The sequence below is a fragment of the Campylobacter curvus genome (assembly GCF_013372125.1).
GTDB classification, from domain to species: domain Bacteria; phylum Campylobacterota; class Campylobacteria; order Campylobacterales; family Campylobacteraceae; genus Campylobacter_A; species Campylobacter_A curvus.
Map to the genome: position 1 here is coordinate 1,858,883 of NZ_CP053826.1, position 25,733 is coordinate 1,884,615.

27 protein-coding genes and 1 pseudogene are annotated in these 25,733 nt (G+C 38.7%); 21 read left to right on the forward strand and 7 right to left on the reverse strand.

Features of this window, described 5'->3' with window-relative positions; translation table 11 throughout:
- Positions 1-110: 110 nt before the first annotated feature.
- Genes CCVT_RS09175 through CCVT_RS09195 form a run of 5 tightly spaced genes read right to left on the reverse strand, consistent with a single transcriptional unit; the run spans position 111 to position 4,949 of the window.
- The gene (locus CCVT_RS09175; RefSeq protein ID WP_026175531.1) at positions 111-1,187 is read right to left on the reverse strand and encodes a GGDEF domain-containing protein; all 1,077 of its coding nucleotides are present in this window, start codon (positions 1,185-1,187) and stop codon (positions 111-113) included.
- On the reverse strand, positions 1,156-2,271 hold the full coding sequence (locus CCVT_RS09180) for a GGDEF domain-containing protein (RefSeq protein WP_018137130.1): 1,116 nt from the start codon (positions 2,269-2,271) through the stop codon (positions 1,156-1,158). The genes CCVT_RS09175 and CCVT_RS09180 overlap by 32 nt, the downstream gene beginning before the upstream one ends.
- Positions 2,268-2,417 (reverse strand): hypothetical protein, encoded by a 150-nt coding sequence (locus CCVT_RS09185; protein ID WP_009649853.1) that lies wholly within the window; start codon positions 2,415-2,417, stop codon positions 2,268-2,270. The genes CCVT_RS09180 and CCVT_RS09185 overlap by 4 nt, the downstream gene beginning before the upstream one ends.
- Positions 2,414-4,315, reverse strand: a complete 1,902-nt coding sequence (locus CCVT_RS09190; protein WP_018137131.1) for a mechanosensitive ion channel domain-containing protein — start codon at positions 4,313-4,315, stop codon at positions 2,414-2,416. The genes CCVT_RS09185 and CCVT_RS09190 overlap by 4 nt, the downstream gene beginning before the upstream one ends.
- On the reverse strand, positions 4,308-4,949 hold the full coding sequence (locus tag CCVT_RS09195) for a carbonic anhydrase (protein WP_009649723.1): 642 nt from the start codon (positions 4,947-4,949) through the stop codon (positions 4,308-4,310). The genes CCVT_RS09190 and CCVT_RS09195 overlap by 8 nt, the downstream gene beginning before the upstream one ends.
- Before the next feature lie 299 nt (positions 4,950-5,248).
- Between CCVT_RS09195 and CCVT_RS09200 the strand changes: the two genes are divergently transcribed.
- The 21 genes and pseudogenes from CCVT_RS09200 (at position 5,249) to CCVT_RS09300 (ending at position 24,552) form a co-directional block, all read left to right on the forward strand.
- Positions 5,249-5,929 carry a hypothetical protein gene (locus tag CCVT_RS09200; RefSeq protein WP_018137132.1) on the forward strand — a complete coding sequence of 227 codons (681 nt, stop codon included), beginning with the start codon at positions 5,249-5,251 and terminating at the stop codon, positions 5,927-5,929.
- A gap of 110 nt (positions 5,930-6,039) precedes the next feature.
- A complete protein-coding gene (locus CCVT_RS09205) occupies positions 6,040-9,096 on the forward strand; it encodes a hypothetical protein (RefSeq protein ID WP_155827525.1) in 3,057 nt (1,018 codons plus the stop codon).
- A gap of 7 nt (positions 9,097-9,103) precedes the next feature.
- Positions 9,104-10,027 (forward strand): hypothetical protein, encoded by a 924-nt coding sequence (locus CCVT_RS09210; RefSeq protein ID WP_051068554.1) that lies wholly within the window; start codon positions 9,104-9,106, stop codon positions 10,025-10,027.
- 10 nt (positions 10,028-10,037) lie between these two features.
- Entirely contained in the window at positions 10,038-10,256 is a 219-nt protein-coding gene (locus CCVT_RS09215) for a hypothetical protein (RefSeq protein ID WP_035160938.1), read from the forward strand.
- A gap of 37 nt (positions 10,257-10,293) precedes the next feature.
- Positions 10,294-10,377, forward strand: a pseudogene (locus tag CCVT_RS09220) (IS1595 family transposase); the annotation flags it as partial.
- Positions 10,378-10,473: 96 nt separating this feature from the next.
- Positions 10,474-10,689 carry a hypothetical protein gene (locus CCVT_RS09225; protein WP_026175532.1) on the forward strand — a complete coding sequence of 72 codons (216 nt, stop codon included), beginning with the start codon at positions 10,474-10,476 and terminating at the stop codon, positions 10,687-10,689.
- Between the two features lie 132 nt (positions 10,690-10,821).
- Positions 10,822-11,532 carry a Bax inhibitor-1/YccA family protein gene (locus tag CCVT_RS09230; protein ID WP_009649874.1) on the forward strand — a complete coding sequence of 237 codons (711 nt, stop codon included), beginning with the start codon at positions 10,822-10,824 and terminating at the stop codon, positions 11,530-11,532.
- Positions 11,525-11,908, forward strand: a complete 384-nt coding sequence (locus CCVT_RS09235) for a hypothetical protein (protein ID WP_026175533.1) — start codon at positions 11,525-11,527, stop codon at positions 11,906-11,908. The genes CCVT_RS09230 and CCVT_RS09235 overlap by 8 nt, the downstream gene beginning before the upstream one ends.
- A gap of 66 nt (positions 11,909-11,974) precedes the next feature.
- A complete protein-coding gene (gene secG, locus CCVT_RS09240; RefSeq protein WP_018137135.1) occupies positions 11,975-12,319 on the forward strand; it encodes a preprotein translocase subunit SecG in 345 nt (114 codons plus the stop codon).
- Positions 12,319-13,281 carry a polysaccharide deacetylase family protein gene (locus tag CCVT_RS09245; protein ID WP_018137136.1) on the forward strand — a complete coding sequence of 321 codons (963 nt, stop codon included), beginning with the start codon at positions 12,319-12,321 and terminating at the stop codon, positions 13,279-13,281. Before secG ends, CCVT_RS09245 begins: the two co-directional genes overlap by 1 nt.
- Complete coding sequence (gene frr, locus CCVT_RS09250) at positions 13,271-13,828, forward strand: ribosome recycling factor (RefSeq protein ID WP_009649626.1); 558 nt, start codon at positions 13,271-13,273, stop codon at positions 13,826-13,828. The genes CCVT_RS09245 and frr overlap by 11 nt, the downstream gene beginning before the upstream one ends.
- A gap of 100 nt (positions 13,829-13,928) precedes the next feature.
- Positions 13,929-15,572 carry a DUF4153 domain-containing protein gene (locus CCVT_RS09255; RefSeq protein WP_018137137.1) on the forward strand — a complete coding sequence of 548 codons (1,644 nt, stop codon included), beginning with the start codon at positions 13,929-13,931 and terminating at the stop codon, positions 15,570-15,572.
- Between the two features lie 47 nt (positions 15,573-15,619).
- Positions 15,620-16,228 carry an orotate phosphoribosyltransferase gene (pyrE, locus tag CCVT_RS09260; RefSeq protein ID WP_018137138.1) on the forward strand — a complete coding sequence of 203 codons (609 nt, stop codon included), beginning with the start codon at positions 15,620-15,622 and terminating at the stop codon, positions 16,226-16,228.
- Complete coding sequence (locus CCVT_RS09265) at positions 16,228-16,647, forward strand: RDD family protein (RefSeq protein ID WP_018137139.1); 420 nt, start codon at positions 16,228-16,230, stop codon at positions 16,645-16,647. The genes pyrE and CCVT_RS09265 overlap by 1 nt, the downstream gene beginning before the upstream one ends.
- 127 nt (positions 16,648-16,774) lie before the next feature.
- Entirely contained in the window at positions 16,775-19,426 is a 2,652-nt protein-coding gene (locus tag CCVT_RS09270; RefSeq protein WP_018137140.1) for a molybdopterin-dependent oxidoreductase, read from the forward strand.
- A gap of 10 nt (positions 19,427-19,436) precedes the next feature.
- Positions 19,437-20,009, forward strand: a complete 573-nt coding sequence (locus CCVT_RS09275) for a 4Fe-4S dicluster domain-containing protein (protein ID WP_009649512.1) — start codon at positions 19,437-19,439, stop codon at positions 20,007-20,009.
- Between the two features lies 1 nt (position 20,010).
- Positions 20,011-20,856 (forward strand): dimethyl sulfoxide reductase anchor subunit family protein, encoded by an 846-nt coding sequence (locus CCVT_RS09280; protein WP_018137141.1) that lies wholly within the window; start codon positions 20,011-20,013, stop codon positions 20,854-20,856.
- Positions 20,853-21,503, forward strand: coding sequence for a TorD/DmsD family molecular chaperone (locus tag CCVT_RS09285; RefSeq protein ID WP_018137142.1), 651 nt, complete (start codon positions 20,853-20,855; stop codon positions 21,501-21,503). The genes CCVT_RS09280 and CCVT_RS09285 overlap by 4 nt, the downstream gene beginning before the upstream one ends.
- Before the next feature lie 137 nt (positions 21,504-21,640).
- Positions 21,641-22,513 (forward strand): 4Fe-4S binding protein, encoded by an 873-nt coding sequence (locus CCVT_RS09290; RefSeq protein WP_169331156.1) that lies wholly within the window; start codon positions 21,641-21,643, stop codon positions 22,511-22,513.
- 8 nt (positions 22,514-22,521) lie between these two features.
- Positions 22,522-23,295 (forward strand): helix-turn-helix domain-containing protein, encoded by a 774-nt coding sequence (locus tag CCVT_RS09295; RefSeq protein ID WP_018137144.1) that lies wholly within the window; start codon positions 22,522-22,524, stop codon positions 23,293-23,295.
- Positions 23,296-23,298: 3 nt separating this feature from the next.
- Positions 23,299-24,552: a radical SAM protein gene (locus CCVT_RS09300; RefSeq protein WP_018137145.1), complete on the forward strand. Its 1,254-nt coding sequence runs from the start codon at positions 23,299-23,301 to the stop codon at positions 24,550-24,552.
- Between the two features lie 450 nt (positions 24,553-25,002).
- On the opposite strand, the gene vapC is transcribed toward CCVT_RS09300, so the two are convergent.
- Complete coding sequence (gene vapC, locus CCVT_RS09305; RefSeq protein WP_018137147.1) at positions 25,003-25,410, reverse strand: type II toxin-antitoxin system tRNA(fMet)-specific endonuclease VapC; 408 nt, start codon at positions 25,408-25,410, stop codon at positions 25,003-25,005.
- Positions 25,410-25,661: an antitoxin gene (locus CCVT_RS09310; protein WP_018137148.1), complete on the reverse strand. Its 252-nt coding sequence runs from the start codon at positions 25,659-25,661 to the stop codon at positions 25,410-25,412. Before CCVT_RS09310 ends, vapC begins: the two co-directional genes overlap by 1 nt.
- Positions 25,662-25,733 lie beyond the last annotated feature (72 nt).

Here is a 25,733-nt window from a genome sequence, read left to right on the forward strand (position 1 = left end):
CTGCTTGCTTAAATTTTAGGGGCGAGAGCTCCTAAAATCACTTCAGACACTGTATCTGTGAAGCGACGAAATTTATCGGTGACGCCGCGGTTTGCGAGAGGACGCCCGATTTAATAAGCGGAGCTAAATTCCGTGCTCATGACGATATTTTTGCCGCTTCGTTTCCCGTCATACAGCAGCTCATCGGCCTTTTTGATCATCTTTTCGATGTCGAATTTCGAGGCGCCGTCATGAGTCACGACACCAAAGGTCATCGTCGCGTTTATCCTTGTGCCTTCAAATTCCACGATATTTTCGTTTAACAGCTCTTTTGCACGGTTTACAACGCTTATAGCGCCAAATTTCTTAGCGTTTCTGATAACGACCAAAAACTCCTCCCCACCCCAGCGCGCTACGTAGTCGTCGTTTCTAAAGGTATTTTTAAAAATTTCAGACAGGCTTTTTAAGACCGCGTCTCCAGCACTATGTCCGTAGGTATCATTTATCTTTTTAAAATCATCGATATCGCACATCACCACGGCAAAGTCTTTGCCCTCAAAGAGCGCTCCTTGTTGCAAGATATTTTGCATGGAGGCTCTGTTTAAAAGCCCGGTCAAAGGATCGTGATTGACCATCGTTTTGACGCGCTCTTTTTGCTCCAAGATATTTAAAAATATAAAGGAATTTGAAATTTCCAAAAGATAAGAGGTCATCACCGCAAACACCGACACCATCGAAAGATTGAATATAAAAAGGATATCTTTATACTCGCTGTAAACTTTTATATTTTTGCCGTCAAGCAGCACATAGCACGCTACCGAGATCAATATCTGGATCGTGATTATCGCGTAGTTTATGCGTTTGTAGCTAAACGACGCGAAAAACAAAGTGACGGTGGAGACCAAGAACAAAAGCTCAAAGCCGTATCCCCAGCCTAAAATCAGCATGCAAATAAGCGCATGCAAAAATACTTCGATCTGAAACATGACGAATACGAGTTTGCCATTCTCATCGCTGTCTAAAAGAAGCTTTAGCGCGAAAAGATATATCACTATGGAAAATATATTCGTAGTGGCTAAAATTTCCTCGTGCATGACGTAAAATATCACGAGGTAAAACGCATGCACGAGTAGGACCATCGCCATTATGATCTTAAGCGCCAAGGATATAGAAATTTTAGTCATCATCGTTTTTTGCGTTCGTTGCATCGTTTAAAATTTCCATTTCTATCCTGTCTTTGCCGTTTTGCTTGCCTCTGTAAAGCAGCTTATCGACCCTGTTGATGATGTATTCGAAATTTACGCTTGCGGCATTTATGCAAACTAGCATGCCAAAGGTCATACTAACAGCCGTTTTATCGGGTAGCTTCACGTGGTTTATGTTTTTAGTCAGGCGGTTTGTTATCTTGTGGATGAAGTCTATCTTCGTATCTGGCAGGATGATCAAAAACTCCTCCCCGCCCCAGCGGCAAACATAGTCGTTTTTTCTAAATGTCGCTAAAAGCGTCTTTGCTATCTCTTTTAAAATTTTATCGCCCCAGTCGTGCCCGTAGGTGTCGTTTATAATCTTAAAGTTATCGATATCGCCCAGCATCACGACCAAATTCGTATTAGTATTTTTATCGCGCAGCATACTAAGCTCGTATTTTAGCGCCTTTTCGATAGTGCGCCTGTTTAAAAGCCCGGTGAGGAAGTCATGCTTTGACATCTTTTCAAGCTGCTCTTTCTCCTCATGCACCTGCTGATAGCCGCTAGAAGTGATCACGTCAGCATAGATGGACATCTTTAAAATGGTATAAAACACAAGGGCGATGTTGGTTATAGTTAGCGTCATCTCCGCCCAGTGCGGGATGACCGCAGGCATATCTTTATACGCCAGATAAAGCCATATCAGTATGCCAAGCTCACACATCGAGACACTATATGTGATAGGCTTTGAGTTAAACGCTAAAAAATAGCTCGCAAATATCGCGCCTACCATGACTATCCAGATTCCGCTGTTCCAGCCCATAGCCATCGTACCTATCACGGTCACAAGGATCAAATTTAGATGAAACATCGACGAGATCAAAATTCTATATTTTATTTTAAATTTCAACCTCATCATCACGGCAAGTATAAAAAACAAAAAGCAGATAAGCACGATAGAGGTATTTAAAAACACCAAAAAACATAGTCCGAACAAATTTCCGACCATCATGACGTTTAAGATCATCTTATAGATGTCTTCTATCGCCTTATAGCTGCTTTGATCTACAAAATCCTGCGTCAAGATATCCCCGTTAAATTTCAATACGAATCGTAGCTGTCTTCGTCTTCGTCGCTATCGTCGTATTCGTAGTCGTTTTCATCGTAGTTGTAATTATACGAATCCTCTTTTTGATCCTCCTCGAAGTCATCGTCGTCGTATTCGAAATCTTCGTCGTCAAAATCGCTCATACCGTCTCCTTTGAAATTTTATCGTTGTTTAAGATAGGTTGCAACTCGTTTGAGCCTGCATTTTCCACATATAGGCTTTGGCTCGGGAAGGCAAAGCTTAGTCCGTTGCTCTCTACGATATCCATTATCTTAAATATTATATCTTGCTTAACTAGGACGTATTCATCGCCCACTATCGTCTTTGTAAAGCAGTTTATGTTGATGTCTATCGAGCTGTCGTTTAGTTTGTCTAGCCACACCCAAAGCCTGCTTTTATAGCCCGCGAGATCATCGATACTAACGATATTTTGCTTAAACCTACTCCTGCTATCCTTAGCTCTGAACGCCCCGCCGTTGTCAGACTTTGAAATTTTAGGGTGTTCAAGTAGCATCTGCCTTATCTCGTCTATACATTTTAATATCACAGGCGGCTTGGAGTCGTAGGTGAGGCCGATCGTCATTTTTATGTTTCGTCCGACCTTGCGGCGCGACCAGTTTTTTATCGGATCGCTAGTGAGCTTGGAATTTGGCACGAAAATGAGTGCGTTATCGAGGCTCCTGACCGTCGTTTTCCTAAGGCCTATCTCCACGACCGTGCCCTCTATATCGCCGCAAACTATCCAGTCTCCCTGCGAGAAAGCGTTGTCAAAGAGCAGCATCACGGAGGCGAAGAAATTTGCGATTATGTCTTTTGCCGCAAACGCTACGGCCAAACCGCCGATACCAAGAGATGCGATGAGCGCGGAAATATCAAAGCCTAGCCTGCTTAGCACCATCAAAAGAGCTAAGATGATTATGATGAAATAAACGATCTTTAAGACTAAATTTACAACCTCTTTGCGTCCGCTTTTTTGCGCGATCTTGCCCAGCAAAAGCGTGCCGTATCCATCAAGTATAGCTAAAATCAACCAAGTAAAGCCCGCGATATCGATGATAGAAAATACATTTGCGGTATTTATAGGCATCGGAGCCGGGTAAAATCCTATGCCTATACAGATATTTAGGGCGTAGATGATGAGCAAGCAGGTGATAGGCTTTTTGATTATGTCTAAAATTTGATCTTTTATATCTTTGCTCTCTTGAAGCGAAGTGAGCAAGGACATGAGCCAATACGTGAGCTTTGCCAAAAGCCTGGTGAGGGATACGAAAAAGGCGAATACCACGATGATGATGATGATCTTGCCGGTGTTGAATTTAGCGGAATTTAGCGGTACTAGTTTATTGATATACTCTATCGCGTTGGTTAAATTTAGCTCCGATAGGATGAGGTTTGAGCTCAAAAGCTCGGCGTTTGCCTTTAAATATGTCAATATCTCCTCGCTAGTCTCCTTTTGCAGCTCAAGATCCGACAGCGCGCTGTCGTAGGCGTTCGTATTATCTCCCAGGCTATCTTTTAGCTCCTTGATGCTCACATAAGAATTTGTCTGCAGGTTTAAAAGTCCGGTGTCTATGAGATCTTTTATCGAGCCCGCTTTTGCGCCGTTTTTAAATATATTTTCAAGATTGACAAGAGTCGTGAAATAAGACTCTCCTATCTTCATCTTCTCAAGCTCGATGGCATTTTTTATGTAAAGGTCCTTGTCATCTTGCTTTTCATATCTTGCGACCTTTTTTTCGAGGCTGGCTTTTTGAAGCTTGAATTTATCGATATCCTTTTGCTTGACGTCGATTTGCATTATAGAAAGCGGGATCTTATCAAGCAGCCTACTTTTTTTCTTTTCGAGCGTGTCTAAATTTGATGATTTGACCGAGGAGTTCGCGTCCGTTTGCTGCGCTTTTAGAATTTGTATCTGAGCGTTTAGGGTTTGGATCTGTTTTGTGATGTCTACGATGTTCGTGTCGTTTTGGTCGGTATTGTTGTTATCGGCGCCAAAAACAAATGCCAGACACAAAAGCAGGGAAAATAAAATTTTACTCATGCTTGTCCTGTCTGACGGCTAGGAGCTTAAACGTCTTGCTTTTTAGATCGTAGCTGAAAATTTCACCCGTCTCGATGATATAATGCCAGCCGTAAATTTCGAGCCTACCCGCCTCGTGTTCGCTCTTTACGTTAGGATAGGTCAGTATATTTTCTATGGAATTTATGACATTTAGCCGCTCGGTCAGCCACGCCATCTTGGCCGGATCGTCGCTGGTAAATTTAAGCACCTCATGCTTTATCGGCTCGATGAGCTTGATCCAGTTTCTGACGTTTGGCGTATTTTTAAATTTACTCTCGTCTTGATACAGCGCCGCACAGCCGCCGCAGTCTGAGTGGCCGCATATTATTATATTTTTTATATTTAACACTTCAAGTGCATACTCTATCGCCGAAGTAGTAGCCAAAAATTCGCTACTGACGCGGTAAGGCGGTACGATATTTGCGATATTTCTGACCATGAAAAGCTCGCCCGGCAGGCAGTTTGTTATTAGATTAGGCACCACCCGCGAGTCCACGCACGAGATAAAAAGCGTATGCGGATCTTGCGCATGTTGCAAACTTTTAAACAGCTCCTCATGCTCCAAAAAGCCATCTTCCATAAATTTAACCGCACCTTCAAGCAGTGAATCCATACCCTCTCCAAATCTATTTTTTCGTGATTATAGCAACTTTTATTTAATCTGCAGATAGTTTAAAGTAATGATACGGGCAACGATATGCTAAATCCTAACTTAAATCTAAAAAAGCTATAATACCAATACTAAAGACAACTCATGAAAATTTTACTTTCTATAGTGACACCTCATGGGACACTCCCAGAAATTGAAGTCATTATAATATTTGGGTAGCTAGGATACCAAAAAACGATATCTTTCATCAATATATAATCTATAAAAATATAAAATATATTTAAAAATTTGAAAGAATAAAAATGTCATTACAAAATTTATCTTTTATATACACCAGAGATGAGCTTTTAGAGAAGATTGATAAATTTGCCGACATCAGCTCTCATATTACTTTTTATTGTTCGAGTTTGAATGATTTTTATCCGTATAAACTCTCAAATCCCCTACCTCTTGGACCAACCATAATAAACAAGCTATTTAATTTTAAACGTAGTGGCGACAATAAGAAAGTAGATATAGTTACAAACTACTATTTTAATAAAGATAGCTTATTTGATGATGTAGATAAAGATAATATAAGTTCATACGGTATTAAACCAGTATCCATACCGATAGATAATAAAGGCAACAAAACTCCGCTTAAGGAATTTGGCGAAAGTCTTAAAAAACTCGTATGTGATTTGGAACGTGAGAAATGGGATGAAAGGCAAAAAGAAATTAAAAAAAATACGGAAATATCGAGCCATATATATCACAAACCAACATATAAAAGTGATATCAAAACACTTTCTGCGGCTATAAATTTTATCACGGATAATTTTGACGAATGTAAGGGTAAGCTAATAGAGCTTTTGGAAAAATTAAAAAAAGATATAAACACTCGCATAGATAAGATTCCAAAAGAAGAAAAGGTCGATGCTTCGATCATTAAGCAAAATATCGATACGGCTTTTAATGAGATTATAAATAATTTAAAAAAATAAATGATCAATCAAGCTACTACATTATCAAAGAGATAATAAAATTTATACTTGGACTTGTAGATGTAACGAATATAAGAAGTACCTTTAAAAAATCCAATTTAATATTGGCTTTGCCAGATCTTGTAAATACCGGCATCAACATATACGAATACAGCAAAAAGAAAGGATATTATGCGTTAGCCGGTCCTGTAGCCAAGCTTTTATGTGATGATTTCGGTTTCATTTTCAATCTTATAAATACTACGTCTATTTGCAATATCTTAGTATTTAAGAGTGCTAAAGATAGCCAGGACGGACATTTTATAGATTTTAGCGGGTTTGATGAATTAGGACTAAATTTAAACAAGGACGATATGAGCCGTAACATAGATGTAAATTTAGATGAGTATATGGCTGTTTATGGCGAAATAGAAGGCGATATAGATATTTTTGCATATAATATAGGCAAAAATTATAGTGCAAGCGACATAGATTATATATATGAAAGCATAAATAAAAACTTTGGCTCGGATATGCTAGAAAAAGATAGTCTTTTCGGTAAGATTAAAAACTCCATCATCCAAACGGATGCCAGCCTTGTATATATCCAAGCTCCTTATTTTAACTCTTTAAAATTTGCAAATCTAATATCAGGTAAAACCAATGAAGAGCATAACAACTCTTCAAAATTCTCAGGTCTTAACAAAAACTACCTTGTTATATCAAATGCTCCTCTTAAACAAAATGCTGGGCTTAGTGACTATATAATCCAAACTGCGCTAGAACAAAATATAGATGACGATATAAATAGAAAGCGTGATAAAACATTAACGAAAGATAGCTTTGGCAATCCGGATAATATACAGTCCGTTAAAGATTACAGTCATTACAGTATAGATACGAAAGTAAAAGATGAAAAAGATACTTATATATTAAGTTTAAGCCCATTTGCCAGGGTCGATCAAGATACTATGAATAATTTTCATAAAAACATACAAGATGAATCAGCCGCTATCGACAAAATGAGATATGACTATAGCTATAACGAACAAGATTTTGGAGAAATTCATAAAAAGTCTGATATAGCAAAGTTAAATTTATCTCATATAAATTTATACGCAAAACAACCAGAAGAGATTGAAGAAATAAAAAAGAAAGAAAAAATATTTCTTGATGAGAGTGTTACTAAATTTAAACTATTTTTTGAAAATATCAATCAAAGATACATAACCGTCATACAAGGGTCAAAAAGCGATACTCCTATTATTATAAAAGCGAAGCTGGATAATGATGAAAAAGAGGATATGAATGCGGAAGAATTTGAGCTGCCTTACTCGATGACAGACATATTTTTAATGGCGATTTCTTTTTATATAATGAAGCAGATGTATGACGCGACAACTATAGTAAAAAACAAAAAAGGCTTTTTTGACAAGATTTTTAAGGATGGGGAGCTGATATCCATTAATGGTAATAGCTTTAAGGTTTTAAATACAAAAGCCAATATAAATTTAAACGGATATGACATACCTCTTTACTTTTTCAAAGAAAGTGCCGAAGAATCGGGAAGTAAGGCATATATCTGCATAGAAGATATTTCGGATAAATTCAAGGGCTACTCTTTGAATGACAGTAAAAGGATATTTGACGAGAATTTTTATAGCTTTATAGAAAATTTTGAAAAGCAAAACCAAGAGAGATTAAATAACATCAGTGATGTAAAAGCGTCTGATACAGAGGAAGAAGGTATCAAACTAGCCTTGGCACAACAAAATAAAAATATCAAACAATACGAACATGAGATCATAAATGAACTCAAAAAAGTTGATAACAGGCACCAAGAAGAGCTTAAAGAGATACTAAAAGTAGATACGATAAGCAAAGACTATGTCGATGAAGTGATGACATCTATAGCAGGCGATATGCTTGAAGTGCTTTGTCCTTTTGCCTCATATATAACCGAGGGTAAGTATGACGGGTTTATAAAAAACATAACAAAAGTCATGTTTGAAAATACCTCTTTTGCATCCGCTTTGATGAGCGAGCTTGGTGCTGCAAATATCTTTACGTCATTTACGATATCCGATGCAAATATAAATGTAAAGCTAGTCCCTATAAAAGGCAAAAAACTTCCTAAATTTAGTAATCATGAGCTAGAAGGAATTTCATTTTTTAATATCTTTAGAGCTAAAAAGAGCCAATACCACATAAAATATAAAATAACCGAGGGAAGCAAGAAAAATCTAAAAAAACTTGAAGAAGCCAGGCGAAAGATAGGAAATATATCACTAAGCATTAAAAAGGATATAGCAAAAATACGATTTAAAAACTATATGAACTTAGGAATAAGAACTTTAGCGTCGGCGGGAGTGACTGCGCTGATAGATGTTTATATGACCGAATACGAAAAGCTAAAAAAGGAATTTGAAACCATATTTTACAAAAGATTTGTCGATAAGCATAATGGAGCCTACTCTCTAACCAACATCTCGCCTATGCCTATCAACCATGAAGACTACCATATAAGTAAAACCAAGGCGTTAGAATACACCTATTATCCTATCACTATCTACTCTTCATCCATAAGTGTAAATTTGAAAGATATGTTTATAGGGGGTAGATTTTGTACGGGAGGACTTGATTATCACTCATTTATGTTTTACCATATCAATTCTACTAATTTAGCTTCGCATGATAGTCTGCCAAGAGCTTTTCCTTTAAGTAGGCTAGCAACTTATTTATGCTTAGATGAGCTAAGGACAGTATATTATGACGATCCTAGTTACTTTAGAAATGCCGTAGGAGATAATGGAATAAGGACTAGACTTTTAGATCTCACAGAGAATGAACACAAGGAAATTTATGAGACATACGGCGGTACGGCGGAGAATAATCAAAAAAAAATGGGTAAAGATGAAAATATTCCGATTGATTGTTATCAAGAAGCTATGGAGATTTTGCAAGATTATCGTAACGGATTATACAACGTAGACGGCTATGGTCATAAAGACGATAAAGCAAGAAGACTTATGAAAGCCTTGGATGTCATAGGTAATAATAATGTCAAGGGAATGTATGTGGGGATCAGGGTTCCTCGTGAAAAGAAAACTAAAGAAGATATTCCACCAAGAATTATAGGTCGTTTGGCTACTACTATCATTATGGAAGACGGATTGTTTTTAGGATAGGATAGATATGATGAAATTCAATAAATTTATAAAATTTGGCATAATAGCAACTGTCATTTTAATAATAGGAATAATGATATATGAAGGAAATAAGTTGGAAACATACACAGTCATAGCACCAAATGGTAAAGAAGTTAAATTTGATAAAGCCACAAATCTAATAGTATCCAATAAAAATAGTGAAGCTATGCAAGCTCCGGAAAAGGCGGCAAAACTTGTTTTAGACACGAGAAAGATCCTCGACTCCTCCCTCTACGCTAACCATAAACCATTGTATTACAATCCTAAACCTGATGCTTATGGACAGACTGATTATCTTAAATTTAAAGAATGGCTTGATATATCTTATAAACAACCTCCCAAAGGAAAGATAGCTCCTTGGACTAAAAAAGAAAAAGCTTATTATGAAAGCTTGAAGACTAAAAGAGAAAGATATATCTATCTAGTTAAAAGAAGTGGTCTAAAGTGTACTATGATAGATATCCCAGATGATGCCATAGGTATAGTGGATGAGAATGGAATACTAACTAAGCCAGAGTATAAAGAAATTTATGATGAAGTAGAGAGGCATAGGGGGACTCTTAAATCAGAACTCTTTGAAGGGGAGTGGAATTTATGTGCAGGAGTATTAGGAGATCCTTCGGGGTTTTTAAAAGGAGGCATAGCTGGATTTAAAGCGAGAGGATATCAAAGTGTATTCTTGGCAGCTCAGCTTGGAAGAGTTGGTGCATTTAATGTATTATATCGCATAAATAGGAATGGTTGGTTCGGAGTAGTTAGAAATAAAATAAGAGCATTTGAATTAAAAAGCCTATTCACAAAGAATGGCTGGGGAGATAAACTATACTTTTTAAGCAAGAATGATTATAACTTATTTGATAGATTAGAAAAGAAAGAGCTTGAGATCATAAAGACTCACCCCCATCTATGATGAATTCGGTATGATACCTTACCTTGATGAGATAATAGGTGTAGATTGGGTTATGGATTTTAATCAGGGGGGAGTGGCACTAAACCCTAGTGGTTCAATGCATAAGGATTTAAGAGAACAAATCGAAGATGAAGGAAAATTGCTAGATCCAAGAGATATAAATGCCAGTGAATACACTAGGAAAGAATTTATGGAGTATGTAAAAAAAGAATGGCTCAAGATAAGTTAAAAACTCCTTTGAAAGTTTTTAACTTATCTTGAGCCTTAGATATAATACTAAAACTACACAGGAAAACTTATATCAGAAACTGTTGAAATTGATAAGAGAGAATCCGCTTAACTTATCTTGAGCCAAAGAATTACCAAATTATACTGACCAATATGATGAATATGCATTCCCTAATAAGTGGAGCCAAAGAGATTTAGAACTATACATAGATAGTGCAATGCTCGAATCAAAAATAATGTCCCTAACACCAATTGAAGGCTACCCCAATGCACCATACTATCATACACCCGAAGAGCTCATTGAGCTTTATGAAAGTGGCAAGCTAGACAAAAGGTTAAATCCTTTGATACCTGCGATGTATAGAGAGTATTTTCCTAAAGAGTTAAAAGATAAGATAGAGGAATATGCAAGAGAACATGATATAAAGGATTAAAATTTAGATTCAAATGGCAAAATCCACAGCGATGCGCATAAGTTGAATTTATGCTCTGCGGTTAAGTCAAATTTTAACTACTATTTACCTATTTTTGGCTAAATTTAGGCAAAAATTTCAAAAGGAGAGAAAATGAGTTTATACGATAGAAACTACGCTAATGAAAACTCAAGGGAAAACGAGCGCGAAGTAGCGTATCCGCAAAGCTCGTTAAGCACTTTTATCAAACAAACATATCAGCTTTTCGCAGCTTCGCTTTTATCTGCTACCGCAGGTGCTTACGTAGGCATCAGCATAGCAAGCGTTTTTGCGACTAACAGATTGTTGTTTTGGGGTCTTGTCATAGTGGAATTTGCACTGTTATTTGGGCTAATGGCAGCCAAACGTAAAGAGGGGCTAAATTTAATACTTCTATTTGGCTTCACTTTCGTCAGCGGGCTTACGCTAACTCCGCTACTATCGGCTATCTTATCGATGCCAAGCGGTGCATCCATAGTAGCTCAAGCGTTTGCTCTCACGACAGTCGCATTTGGCGCTCTAAGCATATTTGCGATGAACAGCAAGCGCGATTTTACTGCGATGGGTAAGATGCTCTTCATCACGCTTATCGTGATCATCGTAGCCGGCATCATAAATATTTTTATGCAAAGCCCTATTTTTCAGATAGTTATCGCCAGCATCGGTGCGATCTTGTTTAGCGCATACATACTTTACGATACGCAAAATATCGTTCGTGGCAACTACGAGACTCCTATCGAGGGCGCAGTCGCTTTGTATCTTGACTTTGTAAATCTTTTCACCTCGTTGCTTCAAATTTTAGGAATTTTTGGCAGAGATGAGTGAAAACGAGCGCATCTACCGCGTTATAGATGCGAATCTAAATAGACTAAAAGAGGGCTTGCGTGTCGTCGAGGATATCAAAAGATACGTCTTTGACGACGCGCAGCTCGCCTATAAAATCAAAAATCTCCGCCATAAGGCAAAAATCCCCGCAAATGAATTCATAAAATTTAGAGACGCCGACTCGGATGTGTTAAAAAAAAGCACCAAAACCGAGCAAGATCGTCAAAATTTAGGCGACATCATGATCGCAAACCTAAAAAGAGCGCAGGAGAGCGCACGCGTTTTAGAAGAGTGCTTCAAACTTGTAAATTTAGAGTGCTCCGAGCTTTTTAAGACGATCAGATACGAGCTTTACGAGATAGAAAAGCGACTTTAACAATAAATTTAAAACTTTTTTTGTATAATCGCAAACAATTATTTAAAAAATTTTAAAGGAATTTCAGTGAGTTTGATTTTTCTGATCTTACAATTCATCCTGGCAGTAGTCATAACCATATCTGTCTTACTTCAAAAGAGCTCATCTATCGGACTTGGCGCGTATAGCGGCAGCAACGAAAGCCTCTTTGGCGCAAAGGGTCCGGCCGGATTTTTAGCTAAATTTACCTTTGTCGTAGGCATACTTTTTATACTAAACACCTTGACGCTGGGCTATCTTTACAACAAAGATATGAAACGCTCTTTGATCGACAGCGTCGATACGAATTCGTTAGTCGCGCCAAAACCTGCAGAGCCTAGCGAACCGTCAGTGCCGTCAGTGCCGAGCGCTCCGCAAACTCCAGCCAAATAATGATGTATAAATCGCTGCTGATTTTATTTTGCAGCTTTATTTTCGCATTCGGTGATGCGCATATCTTTGTATATCACCGATTCGACGACCCTAGATACCCCAGCACGAACATATCCACTCAGACTTTACGCGCGCAGTTTGATTTTTTAAAGGCGGGCGGTTATGAAGTCGTCAAATTTTCAAAGCTGGTAGAGGCCGTCAATGCAGGTAAAGCTATCCCCGATAGCTGGGTCGTTTTGACGGTCGATGATGGGTATAAGAGCTTTTACGACAACGCTCTTAGCATTTTCAAAGAGTATGACTATCCTTTCACACTGATGGTTTATGTCGAGGCCAGCGCACGAAGATATAAAGACTATATGAATTTCGATCAGATAAAAGAGGCCGAAAAATACGGCGAGATAGGCTACCACTCATACGGCCATCCTCGTATGACGAGACTTGATGACGAGAGTCTTAGGCAGGATTTCGTAAACGGGGTTGAAATTTTTGAAAAGCACATGGGCTATAAGCCAAAGTATTTCGCCGTACCTTACGGAGAATATGATAAACGCGTCATAGAGCTTACAAAGGAATTTGGATTTGACGCGCTGTTAAATCAAAATTCAGGCGCCGTTTCAGATAAAAGCGATGTTTTCGATCTTTACAGGACGCCCGTCGAGGACGGCACGAAGATAGCTCTGGCGCTAAATAGCAAATTTTTAAAGGCCGAGTGGATATTTCCGAAAGATTACCCGCAAGACAACGCGATAGACGAGATAACGATAAAGACCGATACGAACGCGAGCGAGGGGAAATTTTTCATGACCGGCTTTAAGGGCTTTAAGCCCGTGCCTATGCAAAATGGCGTATTCAGCTACAAATTCGCCCAGCCTATCAATAAAAACAAAATTTTGATGTCGCTAAAAATCGATCATCAAAGGACAACAAAACTCTTAATAAAGGACATAAATGCTAAATGATGTTTATGCGGCCCAAAAGGACGGCTGCGAAAAGGCGATCGCTTCGCTAAAGCGCGATTTCACGACGCTTAGAACAGGCAAGGTAAATATAAGTATCCTAGATCACGTCATGGTCGATTATTACGGCTCGATGACTCCGCTAAATCAAGTAGCCACCGTGCTTGCCAGCGACGCTTCTACGATCAGCATCACGCCTTGGGAAAAGAGCATGATAAAGACGATCTCAGGCGCGATCCAAGCGGCAAATATCGGTGTCAACCCAAACAGCGACGGTGAATGCGTGAAGCTGTTTTTCCCTCCGATGACTATCGAGCAACGCCAAGAAAACGCCAAACACGCAAAGGCGATGGGCGAAAAAGCCAAAGTAAGCGTCAGAAATGTCCGCAAAGACGCAAACGACGAGGTCAAAAAGCTTGAAAAAGATAAAGCCATAACCGAGGACGAGAGCAAAAAAGGACAAGATGAGGTTCAAAAGATAACTGACGGCTATGTCGCCAAGATCGATGCTCTCGTAAAAGAAAAAGAGGCCGAACTACTAAAGGTCTAAGCCTAAATTTTAAGCTGCAAAGAGCTTTGCTAAGGCCCTGAAATTCTAGTCAAAGCTCTTATTTCTGATCAAAATTCAGCCGTTTATTCAAAGGGAATTTATGAGCCTCTTTCGCAAAAGCCTCTGCTATCTCAAGCCTACGTTATCATCACACAAGATCGAGCTCATAGCGATCGTTCTTTTCATGCTGCCGCTTTCGTTCATCAGTATGAGCACACTAAAGCAAGATAGCGCATTTTGGGTATTTGAGCCGCTCTTTTTAGTCGTCATCTTTCTTTGCAGGCGTCAAAGAGCGCTTTATATCTGCTCGGCCTTGGTGCCTATCATCGGTATAGCAGCGATAAAATTTATCGACACGGACGGCGAACACTATCTTGACAAACTGGGATTTTGGGCGGCAAATCTCATCGCGCTCATCGCCTTGATCAGCGAAAATTTCTCCAAAGAAAATCAAAATTTCGTCCGCAAAGCGCTAAATCGCATCATAAATTTAGCCTTCGCCTTCATCGCTGCACATATATTTTATCTTGCCGTATTCTCCGTGTTTGGCGGACTTGACTATCTATTTGACACAGATATGTTAAGAGAGGGGATATTTGCCAGAGTTTACATGGGCGCAGTCCTAGGCGTCTTGCCGATCTTGTTTTTGGCGTTTGAGACCAGCAAGACGGAGTATGAATTTACTAAATTCCTTGAGCTCATCATAAATTTCATCCTGACGCCACTTTTGCTGGTTTATACGATCTTGCTTTACTGCTATATCGCAAATATCGCCATCTTTAGCGGCCTGCCTAGAGGCGGCGTGGCATACATAGTCCTTGCTTATTTGGCTGGCGGCTTTACTTTAAGCACGATAAATTTAGTCCTAGACAGGCAGCCTTGGGCTAAATTCTTTAAAATTTTCGCCATCCTAGCCGTCCCTGCGATAGTGCTTTTATGGATCGGCATAGAGGCCAGAGTCGGCGAATACGGCCTTACGGTCGATAGAATTTACCTGATCGCTTCGGCGGCTTTTGCGAGCGTCATTTATGTATCCATGCTATTTAAGCCGCTCTTTTCATACCGCGCAGTAGCCGTTTTTGCTATCCTAGCGACCTTCGTCACGGGCTTTGTGCTCGATGCAAAAACGATAGCGCTAAATTCGCAAAAGCAAATTTTATTTGCGAAATTCAAGCAACTAAATTTCTTGGATGCCGACGGCAATATCAGGACCAATATCGACGAGCGGGAGCTGGCACAGCTAGGCGATGAGCTGACGTTGCGCATCAGAGATATTTTATTTTACATACAAAGCTACGACAGCGAATTCGCGAACAAAAATAAAAAAGCTATCGATATGTTTGACGCCAGCATAGCCACCATATATGCCGACAAAAACGAATACTTTTCGCTCTCGTTTGCACCGGCAAAGCTGAAAGTCGGCAAAGAAGCGCAGGTGTATTTTATAGGACCCGGATTTTATGATAGTAGAGTCGACGGACCTGTTTTGAAATTTGCCCTGGATAACAACGAAAGCGTAGATATCGATCTTGACGAGCATCTAAAAGATGCCTTTAGCAAAAACGATATGAACACCACGAAACTTTACGACCCCGAGCGGCTCGTAAACATAAAATTCGATCTTTTAGTGTTTAAAGAGGAAAATTTAGATGTAATTTTTTATAATATGGAGCTTGAATTTAACCCGCAAAGCGGCTACAAGGTCACGTCGGTAAGGCCGCTTGGCTATGTGAGGCAAGAGTAGCTTAAGAGCGTGTGTGCTAAGATAGCGCAAAATTTTAAGGAGCGTAAATGGATCTAGAGCGAATTTACCGCGATGCGGGCGCGTATTTGAAAGGACATTTCTTACTAACGAGCGGCAACCACTCGCAGTTTTACTTGCAAAGTGCAAAAGTGCTCGAAGATCCGCAGCTGGCAGGACGTTTGGCAGATGAGCTGGCACGGATCATAGCGGCGCATGGCGTGGAATTCGACAGCGTTTGCTCGCCTGCTTTGGGTGGAATTTTAGCCGGCTACGAGCTCGCACGAGCGGCGAAAAAGAGGTTCATATTTACAGAGCGAGTCGATAAAGTGATGACGCTTAGGCGTGGATTTGAGGTCAAAAAAGGCGAGCGTTTCATCGTCTGCGAGGACATCATAACCACAGGCGGCTCGGCGCTAGAGGCCGCAAACATAATCAAAGGCCTAGGCGGCGAGGTCGTGGGCTTTGCAGCGCTTGCAAACAGAGGCTTTTGCTCCTTGGCAAATTTAAAAAACGAAGCGAAATCAAACTGCAAACTGCCAAGCGATGTGCCACTCTTTGCTCTGGGAAATTTTGAATTCGAGATCTACGCGCCTGAAAACTGCCCGTTGTGCGCGAGCGGGAGCCAAGCGATAAAGCCCGGCAGTCGCGGAAACTGATGCCAAAGCAAAAGGCGGTTATCGCGCCGGTTTGGCTGCGAGTAAAGGCGTTTATAATCGATATGTTCGTCATTTTGATGCCGATTTTGTATTTTACGACCTATGTAGTACTGGGCAGCAAAGAGAAATTTGCCGCCAGCCAGCTCTCTATCGCCGTTTGCAACGCCGCTTTTGGCCTCATAATGTGCTTGTTTTTTAGCATTAGCGCACAGACTCCGGGCTACAAAGCCCAGCAAATTTACCTAATAAATTTACGAAATGGCCGCAAGATAGGCTTTTTACACGCTATTTTACGATATGTCTGTTTTATCGTCGCCGGATTTAGCATCGTAGGGTTGCTGCTATGCTTTTTACGAAAAGATAGGCTAAATTTACACGATATCTTGACACACTCGGCCGCCGTTTGTAAGAAAGAGTGAAATTTATTCATCAGATATTCAAAAGTTATAAAATAAAAATATTCTACTAAATAGCAATTTTCAGATTGATTTTATAAAGCTGTTCCCATATAATTTTCATAAAATTATTTTAGTGGGGAGAAAAATCATGTCTGACACATCAAAAATACAGAAATTTGATCGTAGGGCTTTTTTAAAAAGCGCTTTAGCTACGGCCACTGCAGCTTCCGTTCTTGGTGCGGATAACTCGCTAAGTAAGACTAGTGACACAGCGCAACAAATAAAACAAGACAAAAAAGATACCGAGCACTCATCGCAGTGGATATCTGCGGCCTGTTGGCATAACTGCGGCGGCAGATGCGTAAATAAAGTCCTAGTCAAAGACGGCGTAGTCATAAGGCAAAAGACGGACGATACTCACGCAGATAGCCCGGACTATCCACAGCAACGTGGTTGCTTGAGGGGCAGAAGTCAAAGAAAGCAGGTCTTTAGCATCGATAGACTTAAATATCCTATGAAAAGAAAGCATTATAGCCCTGGTGGCGGAGATAAAAATTTACGCGGTCAGGACGAATGGGAGAGAATTTCATGGGATGAGGCGCTAGACCTGATAGCAAACGAGCTAAAAAGAGTAAAAAAAGAATATGGCAACCGCTCTATTTTGCTCTCAGCCGGCTGGAACAGCCAGATCGTCGAGATGTCAAGGACATTGGGGATTTTTGGCGGATATACGGAATATTGGAACACAAATTCCTTTGGCAGCTGGGCGATGACGCCAGGAGTCGTAGGCTTTTTACAGCTTGGAGTTTGGGATCAGACCATCAATGATAGATTTGATATGAGAAATTGCGACACGATCATAATGCTTAGCATGAATCCAGCTAGAAGCGCGATGGGAAGCGCTAGTTGGCATTATTTGCAAGCCAAAAAAGCCGGAGCCAAATTTATATGTATAGATCCTATTTATAACGATACCTGCGCCCTTTTAGACGCCAAATGGCTACCCGTTAGGCCATCAACCGATACGGCTTTACTTCTTGGGGTGGCACACTCTTTGATCACTATGGATGATCCTATAAATCACCCGCTGATAGATTGGGAATTTTTAAATAAATGCACTATCGGTTTTGACGAAGATCATATGCCTCAGGGCGAAGATGTCAAAAATAATTTTAAAGACTATGTCCTAGGCACCCATGATGGCAAGCCAAAAACGGCCGAATGGGCGTCTGAAATTTGTGGTATCGAGCCAAGCGAGATAAGGCATCTTGCATTGGAGCTCGGCAAAAACAACAAAGTAGCGTTTCTGTGCGGCATGGCTTCGGCAAGAACCAAAAACGCTGATAATCTACCTCAACTAATAATGACGATAGGTGCGATGACCGGGCATATGGGTAAATCAGGTCATATGACAGGAAGCACCATGCACGCTACATCAGGCAATGGCGGTCCTGCACTTGTAAAAGCCGGTAACGACGGACTACCCGCGATCGCGAATCCTATAGATGATACAATAAACGCCAATGAGGTATGGAACGCTATAATAGATGGAAAATATAATTTTACCGGAAGCGGTTCCTTCGTTTCCCCTAAGCAATATGCCAAAGGACAGATTAGAGATATCGACATACGCGTCATTTATAGCGCTGCCGGGGCAAATTTACAAACGAGCGACGGGATGAGCAAAGGCATAGAGGCACATAGAAAAGTCGATCTGGTTGTAGCTCACGGGCAGTTTCTCACTACAAATGCCAAATACGCCGATATCGTTTTGCCAGTCATCACCGAATGGGAGAAATTTGGCGGCTTTTTGGGTGGAAATTTAGTCCATAGCGGAAACAGAGAGATGATAATAAACTACTCTCAAATCACGCAACCGCTTTTTGAAGCAAAGTCAGATCAATGGATAGCCATAGAGCTAGGCAAAAGACTTGGCATAGATCCTAAAGAAATTTATCCGTTTGATGAAAAACAGCAGTATTTCAACGCCCTATCGACGATAGAAGTCGTAAAAGATGATGGCAAGACGTATGAGCCGCTAGTTACCATTACGCCTGAAGATATAGCTGAGCTTGGGGTCAAAGGCTCACCGCAAACGGGCAGAATTTCATATAAAGAATTTAAAGAAAAGGGCGTTTATCAGGTAAAGAGGTTTCAAGGAGATAATTACGGCTATATAGCATATGAGAATTTTAGTAAAGATCCTACAAGCAATCCCCTAAATACCCCAAGCGGAAAGTTAGAAATTTGCTCTTTGACACTGGCAAACAAGATCAATCAAATGGGATATAGCAAAATTTCGCCTATACCAACATATATAAATGTAAAAGACGGTTACGTAGACACCTTTGCCGATTGGGACAAAAAGGTAAAAGGAGAATTTAAATATCAGCTCATATCGCCGCACTATCTAAGGCGGTCACACTCGGTATTTGACAATGTAAAATGGCTGCAAGAGGCATGGAGAAATCCCGTATTTATAAGCTCCAAAGACGCAAAGGAAAACGGTATAAGTGAAAATGACAGTGTTTTGATCACGAGTGCTTACGGCAAGGTTTTAAGAAATGCAGTAGTGACCGAGCGTTTGATGCCAGGAGTCATAGCTTTGCCACACGGTGCATGGGTGGATATAGATGAAAAAACAGGCATTGATATGGGCGGAGCCGACAATATCTTAGCCGGTCAGTATCCAACAGGACAAGGCGTGTCAGGCTTTAACTCGGTCATAGTAAAGATCGAGAAGTATCATAGTAAGCTGATCGATGATATCAATAAGCCTGCAAGAGTTATTTTTAGTTAAGGAGCGATAGATGAAAAGAAGAGCCTTTTATTTTGATATGACAAGCTGTATCGGCTGCAAGACATGCCAGATAGCGTGCAAAGACAAAAACGATCTTGATATAGGAACTTTATTTAGAAAAGTAGTAAGCTTTGAGACCGGAGTCTTTCCAGATGTCAGAATTTATCACTACAGCACATCTTGCAACCACTGCGAAAATCCAAAATGTGTCGAAGGCTGCCCTACAAGAGCTATGCATATAAGCGAGGATCTTAGCGTCCAACATGATGCTTCAAAATGTATAGGATGCAAGTATTGCATTTGGAACTGCCCTTATGGCGTCCCGCAATTTTCCAAAAAAACAGGGCTAGTAAGCAAATGCAATATGTGTCAAGACCTGCTTGATATTGGTCAAGATCCAGCTTGCGTCGATGCTTGTATAATGCGTTGTCTAACGATAGTAGATACCGAAGATACGAATAGAAGCGAAAATTTAACCAAGGACTTGCCTATCTTGCCAAATTCGCAGATAACACATCCAAGCGTTTATATAAAGCCTAAACCACAGGCATTTGATAGCTCGTTTAGCAAGAAGGAGTATTAAGATGCATAGTTTATTTCAAGATTTAGGACTTAGTGTATTTTCAGTATGTTTGCAATCCTCAATAGGCATGATCTTTTTCGTTGCGATCTTTAAATTTAGATACAAAAAGGAATTTACCAAGCCAGCTATGATAGCAGCGATATTAGCCGTGATCGGTGTTTTGAGCTCATTCTTGCACTTGGGAAATCCTATGAACGCGTATTTAACGATGAGCAACCTTTCAAGCTCTTGGCTATCTCGCGAAATTTTCTTTACATCGCTATATACAGGGCTCGTTTGTGCGTATGCGCTTATATTATATACAGGTAAATTCACGGGTATTTTAACGCCGATTTGCGCCTTAAGCTTACTAGCTGGCATATTTGATCTATATGTGATGTCGCAGGCTTATATATCGACAAGCGTTCCTTTCTGGGATAGTGCAAATACTTATTTTGAATACTACCTATCGGCTCTTATGCTTGGAGCGATATTTTTCTATACACTTACATATAAAGAAATGAGTTTAAATTTTTATGTTTTTGGCATAGTGATTTTAGTTTTAGCGGGAATGCTTGGTCTCTCTTATGTCCTGCACGGACTTGGCTTATCGCAAGGCTCACTAGCCGCAAAACAAAGTGCAAGCATACTATTTTCATATTCGAGCCTTATACTTTTGATATCAGTTTTGGGTGCAGTGTCTATATTTTTATTTTTTGTGCAAGGCATAAGATCAACATCTGATAAACAGTGCTATATAGCTCTAAATTTACCACTTACCGCGACGATATTTTTATTTATAGCGGCAGTACTTGCAAAGCTGATATTTTACGTAGCTATGGTAACTACGACAGTAGGACTTCAATGAACCGTGAAGACATAAAAATTTATATGCTTTGCAGATACTATATCTACAAAGCTTTTTATATAGTTTTTAGCGCACCGCTAAGCGCCAAAAGTGTAAAGGAGCTATTAGATGAAAAAATAAAGCAGTCATTTGCAATTTCAGAGCAAATTTACAATATAAGCGAGCTTTATAAATTCTTGTCGAAGCTTTTAAGCGAGGTAAGCGATGAATTTTTATCTAGGCTTAGTAGCGAATACACTGCGATGCTCATCGGCCCGCAAAGGCTGCCCGCTCCACCTTGGGAAAGTGCGTATGAATCGGAAGAAAAAATACTCTTTGGCAACTCGACTCTTATAGTGAGAAACAAATACGCCAAATACGGCTTACTTCCTACTAAGCACCCACACGAGGCGGACGATCATATAGCATTTGAGTTAAATTTTATGCTATATCTTGCTGGTATCATAAACCAAGACGAGAGATCGTATAAAGATGCTATCAACGATAGTTTGGAATTTCTAGACGAGCACTTACTTACATGGGTAGGTAAATTTAGCTCAGATTTAGAATATCAGAACGGCTTATACATAAAAAAGGTATCATATTTTTTAACCACATTTTTAAAATATGACAAAACATTTTTGGAGATAGCAAAAGACGGGAGATAACTTTGGCTAATTTTTTATCGGGAGAAAAAGAAGCTTTTGATCGGCTTCACACTAGCAAAGACGCTAAAGGCTGTCTAAACAGCAAACAGGGCAAAAGTATATGCTTTAACTGCGAACAAATTTGCCCCAAAGGCATAATGAATCACGACGCAAGCAAGCACGCTTCGTTTGAGGCCTGTATTGACTGCAATCTTTGCGCCGTAGTCTGCCCGATAAGAACCATATCTTTTTCGTCCGTAAATGCAAAGAAATTTCAAGAAATTTTAAAATCGAAATTTGAAACTATTACCATAGGATGCTACAAAAATGGATTTGATAAAAATTTAGATCTATACTGCATAGCCTCTTTGCCTTGGGAGATTTTAGCTCATCTTGCGATCAATAAAAAGTTGATCTTTTACTATGATAAATGCAGCTCATGCCTAGAAAAAGGTCTTTTAGAAATATTTGAAAAAAATATAAAAAGAGTGAAAGAATTTTTAGGTAAAGAGCTATATGACAAAAACATCAATCTCTCTTTAAACGAAGTAAAAACCGATATCTCATCAAGAAGGGGACTATTTTCCAGCATTAAAAGATCGGTTCTAAACTATAAAGATAACTACATACATAAAATATCAAGAAAAGATATGTATAAGTGGCTTAAATTTTATGCAAAAGATAAGATATTTGGCTGGAAAACACTAAATATAAACGATAAAAAATGCTGCGGATGTCAAATTTGTGAAAATATCTGCCCATTTGATGCTATAAGTATTACAAAAAGCAACAATACTATAACCTTGTACCACTCCGCCATGAGGTGCAACGAGTGCGGACTATGCAAAACGACCTGTTTGTTTGGGGCTATTGAAGGATTTAAACCTATATATTTAAAAGGCTCGCTTATGCATTATCATGAAAATAAAATACGACCAAATAAATGTAGCTGCGGAGAATTTATACCACACGATAGACAAGAGTGCTTTTTATGCGAGAATAAAAGCAAAACCATAAATTTATTTGCCTGAAGATCATTATGAAAACAGATAAAGACCCGCTAAAACAAGACATAGAGCGCATCATAAAGCATATATGCGAAAATCATGATAAAAAAGTTAATATAGACGAGCTGGCACAATTAATAAATATGAGCAAATTTTATTTTATAAGGGTTTTTAAAACGTATGTCGGCGTCACACCTATACAGTTTTTACACCTTATTACTATAAACTATGCAAGAGCAAGCCTTAGAAATTCTAAAAATTTATTAGATACGTCCTTTAATATGGGGCTTTCTAGCTCCTCAAAGCTTCACAATATGTTCGTCAATGTTTATGGGGTCACACCGCTTGAGTTTAAAACATACGCAAACAATATCCAAATATCTTATGTATTGCAAGATTCGGTACTAGGTAAAGCACTTTTAGCTCATACTAGTAGAGGGATCTGCTATTTTCGCTTTATAAATAAAGATACGGACATAGATGAATTTAAAGAGTTTTGGAAAAACGCAAATTTATCGTATGATGAGAGTTTAAAGACAAAATTTAAACATATGTTCGATCCTAATGATTATAAAATTTTAAAGTCAGTCAATGAGCAGATAAATCTTTACATCGCCCTTATATCTTTAGCCGCTAACTTGGATAAAAAAGACCGCCTTTATGATAAGAAAATAAAATTTTTACAATCAGCTGTGCCATGCTATGAGTGCATCATACAGACAAATATTTTTAGCGATTATAGGTGGGGGATAATCCCAAAAAAACATAGAGTAGTTTATGAACCTATAAAATTTAGCAAAGACTAGAAAATGAGTACGAATCTACAAAATGCTATCGATAAGTACAAGCAGATAGAAGACGACTTTATAAAAAGCATAGAAGCCAGATATAAGCTCGTTTTCGATAAAAATGGAATTTTCACAAAAGGTTTTTCAAATAAATTTACTAATGAACTTTCATATATAAATTTTCAGTCAAATGCCTGTAAAGCATGTAGGACCGGAGTCGATACTCACAGTGTTTATCTATCTTTAAAATGCAATAAGAACTGCTATTTTTGCTTTAATCCGAACCAAGATGATTTTAAAAAAGATGTAAAACGAAAATTTGCCGCAAAGCAGATAGCAAATAAGATTTTAAAAAATAATCAAAACGTTAAATTTGTAGCTTTGACCGGCGGCGAACCCCTACTATACAAAGATGATGCGCTTGAATTTTTTAAAATCATAAATGAGTCAAATACCACTATCCACAAAAGACTATATACAAATGGTACTTTGATAGACACAAAATATCTCAAAAAGCTAAAATCCAGCGGACTTGACGAGATAAGATTTAGCATAAAACTTGAGGATAGTTTAAACGAGCAAGCAGACATCATAGAAAAGATCGAAGATGCAAAACACTACATCAAAACCGTTATAGTCGAGATGCCAGTCATTCCAAAAACTCTTGAAAAGATGAAAAATATAATGTTTTATTTAGAACAAATCGGAATCGATGGTATGAATTTGCTCGAATTTTGCTTTCCTTTGACGAATGAAAAAGAGTATATAAAAAGAGGGTTTATGCTCAAATATCCGCCATTTCAAACCTACTATAACTACTGGTACGCTGGTGGCCTTGCTATATCTGGAAGCGAAGAGGAGAGCTTGGAGCTTTTAAAATTTGCAAGTGAAAACAAATTTAAAATGGGTGTATTTTATTGCTCTTTAGCAAATAAGCATCTAGGGCAAATTTATCAACAAAATACACTATATCCCAAAGAAAAATGGCAATACTTCAGCCAAAACGACTACTTTTTAAAAACTGCAAAGGTTTTTGATGAGGATATCTTTAAGGCAACTGAAATTTTAAAGCAAAACGGAATCTTTGAGTATTATCACAATCAAGATTTAGGATTTTTAGAATTTCATCCCAAATATATAAATTTATTTAAAGATAAATATATAGATATCGGACTATCTTCAAACGTAATAGAAGTAAAAAATGATGAAGTATATTTAAGAGAACTCAAGATACAAAAGGTAAAAATAAATGACTTTAATCTAAAAAATATTTAAATAATATGATCGTGGCCGGGAGATAGGGACACCTAGAGTGTAAAAACATTTTTTATTACTACAAGTACCTAAAAATGGGATTTCTATGGCATTTTTAAGAGTATAAATTTTGACTCTTTCTGGGTAAAAAGATGTAACAAGTCTAGCACCATTAATTCCTTTCCTCTGCGATATTTTATATAAAATTTCGTCCAAAATTTTAGACGATTTTTATTTAAATATATTAATCGACAACCGCCAGGTTACCTAGATACTTAGTCTTTTGCCTGACGCTATCGCACCTTCAAGCGTGCTTAGCGTTAGCGAATCGTTGTCTGGGTTTAGTAGTCTATCGAGAGTGGCGCAACTGATTTTCATGAGCTTAGTCATCTTTGTTTTGGTTGCACATTCCAGCTTTAAGCTAACCTCCGATATAACCAACAAAAGGCTTTGTATTTACCGTATATTATATCAAATGCTCCAATTTTCCATCCTAAGCTCGCTTATATCTTTAAAATCTTTTTCGTTATTCGTAACCAAAACAAGATCATTACTAAGCGCTACGGCGGCAATCAGCATGTCCATATCGCCTATCCTTCTGTTTTTATTTCTCATCTCAAGCCTTATTTTGCCGTAGCTTGCCGCGCATTTGCTCGTAAAATCCAAAACGCCGAAATTTGAGATAAAATCGCTCATGAGTCTTAAATTTAGCTCTTTTTGAGTGGAATTTTCTATACCGTAAAACATTTCGGCTATCGTTATGCTTGAAATAAAAATATCTTTTTTGCCATGTTTGGTCAAATGGCTTAGTATATTTTGACTGTAAGGCTCGGTGCTAGAAATCAAGTAACTACAAATATTAGTATCGAGCAAAAACATTATTTAAATCCAAAATTTCGCTCTTGAGGCAAGCTTGGCTCGGCTCTTTCAAATTTAACTCCAGCATCTTTTAGCTCGTTTAAAGTCTTAAATAGTCCGCTCCATTCATCATCTTTAACCGGAGTCAAAATCACTTCGTTATTATCAAAGCTCTTTAATATAAATTCTTTTACGTTGTCTAAATTTAGGCTTTTTGGAAGCCTTAGTGCCAAAGAGTTACCGCTTTTAAATACTTTTAATCTAACCTGCATTATTACAACCTCTCGTATATACTTTTCTAAGTATATACTGAACAAGATAAAAATATTCTTATATTTTGCTCG